This is a genomic window from Alcanivorax sp. HI0083, from assembly GCF_001635175.1.
Window position 1 is genome coordinate 1 of the sequence record NZ_LWFX01001412.1, and the last position, 3,299, is coordinate 3,299.

3 protein-coding genes and 1 pseudogene are annotated in these 3,299 nt (G+C 58.9%); 2 read left to right on the plus strand and 2 right to left on the minus strand.

The window, feature by feature from the left end; translation table 11 throughout:
* A pseudogene (locus A3754_RS21395) lies at window positions 1-205 on the plus strand (IS110 family transposase); the annotation flags it as partial.
* Window positions 206-264: 59 nt separating this feature from the next.
* Here A3754_RS21395 and ppnN read toward each other — a convergent pair.
* A complete protein-coding gene (gene ppnN / locus A3754_RS21400) occupies window positions 265-1,632 on the minus strand; it encodes a nucleotide 5'-monophosphate nucleosidase PpnN (RefSeq protein WP_063521283.1) in 1,368 nt (455 codons plus the stop codon).
* Between the two features lie 416 nt (window positions 1,633-2,048).
* On the opposite strand from ppnN, the gene A3754_RS21405 reads away from it, so the two are divergent.
* Window positions 2,049-2,264, plus strand: a complete 216-nt coding sequence (locus tag A3754_RS21405) for a hypothetical protein (RefSeq protein ID WP_007151335.1) — start codon at window positions 2,049-2,051, stop codon at window positions 2,262-2,264.
* Window positions 2,265-2,494: 230 nt separating this feature from the next.
* On the opposite strand, the gene dinB is transcribed toward A3754_RS21405, so the two are convergent.
* A partial coding sequence (gene dinB / locus A3754_RS21410; protein WP_063521284.1) for a DNA polymerase IV occupies window positions 2,495-3,299 on the minus strand: 805 nt, incomplete at its 5' end.

The following is a 3,299-nucleotide window of genomic DNA, read 5'->3' on the forward strand; positions in this document are numbered from 1 at the left end:
AGGGGACTCAGAAGCTCGCAGGCTGCTTTACTGCGCGGCCATGGCCGCTCGCCGGAGCAAGCGTTGGGCAGGGGTCTATCAGGCTTATCTGGATCGAGGGCTGGCAACTACCCAAGCGTTAGTCATCCTGGCGCGCAAACTGGTTCGTATCGCCTTCGCGCTTATGAAAAATGGCACCGACTATCAGCCGGCCCCTGCCTCATGAAGACTGGGGTGGACAACATAGAATCTCCTACAGTGTGGCTCGTTATTAGCCGTTATCTGTTACCCCACCAACTCATAACACGGCTCGTAATGGCTGCCCGGCAGTTTCATGCGTTGCTGTTCCACAAATGCCTTCAGCAGCTCGTCCAGATGCTTCATCAGGGCGTTGGGGGCGTGCAGCTTGTAGGGGCCGTGTTGTTCGATGGCGTGGATGCCGTGCTCTTTCACGTTACCGGCGACAATGCCCGAGAAGGCCCGGCGCAGGTTGGCGGCCAGTTCGTGGACCGGTTGATTCGTATTCAGATTCAGCGCGGCCATGGCCTCGTGGGTGGGCAGGAAAGGGTGTTGAAATTCCAGCGGTACATTGAGGCGCCAGTTGAAGTAAAAGGCATCATCATTATCCCGACGGAACAGGGTCAGGCGGTCAATGCCGTGGCACATGGCCAGGGCGACGGCTTCCGGGTCGTCGATAATGATCTGGTAGCGTTCGGCTGCCTTGTCACCCAGGGTATAGCGAATAAATGCATCCACCTGACGGAAGTAATCGGCGCTGCTGGCGGGGCCGGTGAGCACCATGGGCAGGGGAATGTCCGCGTTGTCCGGGTGCAGCAGTACGCCAAGCAAATAGAGAATTTCTTCGGTGGTGCCTACCCCGCCGGGAAACACGATAATACCGTGGGCCAGGCGCAGGAACGCTTCCAGGCGTTTTTCGATATCTGGCATGATCACCAGTTCGTTGACGATGGGGTTGGGCGCTTCCGCAGCAATAATGCCCGGCTCGGAAATCCCCAGATAGCGACCTTCTTTTTCCCGTTGTTTGGCATGGGCCACATGGGCGCCTTTCATGGGGCCTTTCATGGCCCCGGGGCCGCAGCCGGTGCAGATATCCTTGTGACGCAGGCCCAGTTGGTAGCCCACGCTTTTGCTGTAGTCGTATTCGTGGCGGGAGATGCTGTGCCCGCCCCAGCAAACCACCATGTTTGGTGACGCTCCGGCTTTCAGGACCCCGGCGTTGCGCAGAATATGGAATACCGCGTTGGTAATGCCTTCGCTGTTGTTCAGGTCGAAACGGTCGTTGTTCTGGATCTCGTTGGCCACGTAGACGATATCGCGCAATACTGCAGACAGGTGCTCGCGGATACCGCGAATCATGCGCCCGTCTACAAACGCGCCGGCGGGGGCGTTGTCCAGTTTTAGGCGCAGCCCGCGGTCTTCCTGGATCACTTCGATTTCGAAGTCGTGGTAGGTTTCCAGCACCTCACGGCTGTCATCGGTGGGAGTACCGCAGTTCAGCACCGCCAGGGCGCAGCGGCGCAATAGGTCATGCAGGCCGCTGCCAGAGGTGTCGCGCAGGCGTTCCACTTCATGCTGGCTGAGTACTTCCAGGCTGCCTTCCGGCGCCACAATGGTCGATACCGTTTCGGTCATAAGGTCGGTCCGTCGCAAATAAGCAGGTCGGTTTAATACCGGTATTGAGCTTGTTCTGTCATCGCTTTCAGAGAAAGTACCAGAGCAAGAATGAAAGAGAGTACCGTAGTCCGGGTGAGAAAGGAGTGTTGGGGGGTGAGGGGGCTGCTTTCAAGCCGGAAGCCCGCCCGTCGGCGGACAGGTGTTTTTACATTTCATCGGGGAACGACGGGCCGGCACGTGCGTCCGATTTAACATCAAGGCGGGTATGTTCACAGGCATTCTTCGTGCAGGACTTCCCGATACAGGCTTGGTCGCCTGTTATGTTGATATGGGGCAACGCATTGTCATGAGGTTGTCGCCATTATCGGCCAGACTTGATCAGTTTCGGGGCCGCTGAACAGGCCTCAGTAGAGAGTGAGACTCAGGAGCAAAGCATGTTGCTCAAGTATTTGAATCAACTGGAACAGGCTGTGAAAGCGGCATCCGAACATCCGGATTCGGCCACCGTTACCCGTTGCGCCGATTGTGTGGCGACGCTGGATGCCTACCTGGATGCACAAATGGAGCCGGTGCAACGCCGTGGCCGGGAATTGATGGATGGGCTGATTCCGGCGCATCTGCACGACCGGGTTTGTCAGCGGTTGCACTAGGAACGCCACACGCTGCACGCAACAGGCGCCAACTGGGCTCTCTCTTTGGCGCTAACAAAGAACGCGAATCGCCGTGGGCCACCAGCGAAATGTCGGATTACGCCTTTCAGGCTAATCTGACCTACGTGCTACGCGTCCATAAGGCTTCAGTGCGAGACAAACTGCTTGCCGGTTGCCCCCGGCCTGTCACCGCGTTGAAGCGTGTGGCGTGCAGCATGCCACGCCTCCTGTCACATCCGGTTTCGCTGGCTATGCAGGGCCTTGTCCCTTTCTTCCGGGAACAGGTCCGGTTGCTGGGGCGCTTTCAAATCGCGCAGCCGGGCACCGATGCCCAGTAACCGGGCGGGGCCTTCGCGTCGCTCCCAAAGCTGGCGGAACAGGGCCTCAAAGTGGGCGGCATCCAGGTCGTTGCCGGCCTTGTCACAACTCATGCTGACAAAATCCTGATACTTCACCTTGGCGGTCAATCCACTGATCAGGTAGTGCTGATCCAGTTTGGCAAACCGTTCCTTCAGCTTTTCAATCAGCCCCTCCAGCTCCCGGAGCCAGTCCGTCAGGGTGAGCTGGTCCTTGTCGTAGGTGCGTTCCACCGAAACGGATTTACGTCGTCGGCCGGTCTGGATCGGACGGCTGTCTTCACCGCGGCACAGGTGATAAAGCCGCTCGCCAAAACTGCCAAAGTGCTGGCCCAGCTCCAGCCGGCTTAGCTGTTGCAGGTCGCCACAGGTTTTCAGGTTCAGGCCGGCCATGCGCTCGCCAGTGACCCGGCCCACCCCGGAAATCTTGTTCACCGGCAGGGCGGCCACAAATTCCTCGACCCGGGCCGGGGGAATCACAAATAGCCCGTCGGGCTTGCGCCAGTCGCTGGCGACCTTGGCCAGAAATTTGTTGGGGGCGACGCCTGCGGACACGGTAATAGCCACCTCCCGGCGAACGTCCTGGCGCAATGCCTGGGCAATGCGGGTGGCGCTATTATCGAATTGTTCGCTGGCGCTCACGTCCAGAAAGGCCTCGTCCAGTGACAACGGCTCGATC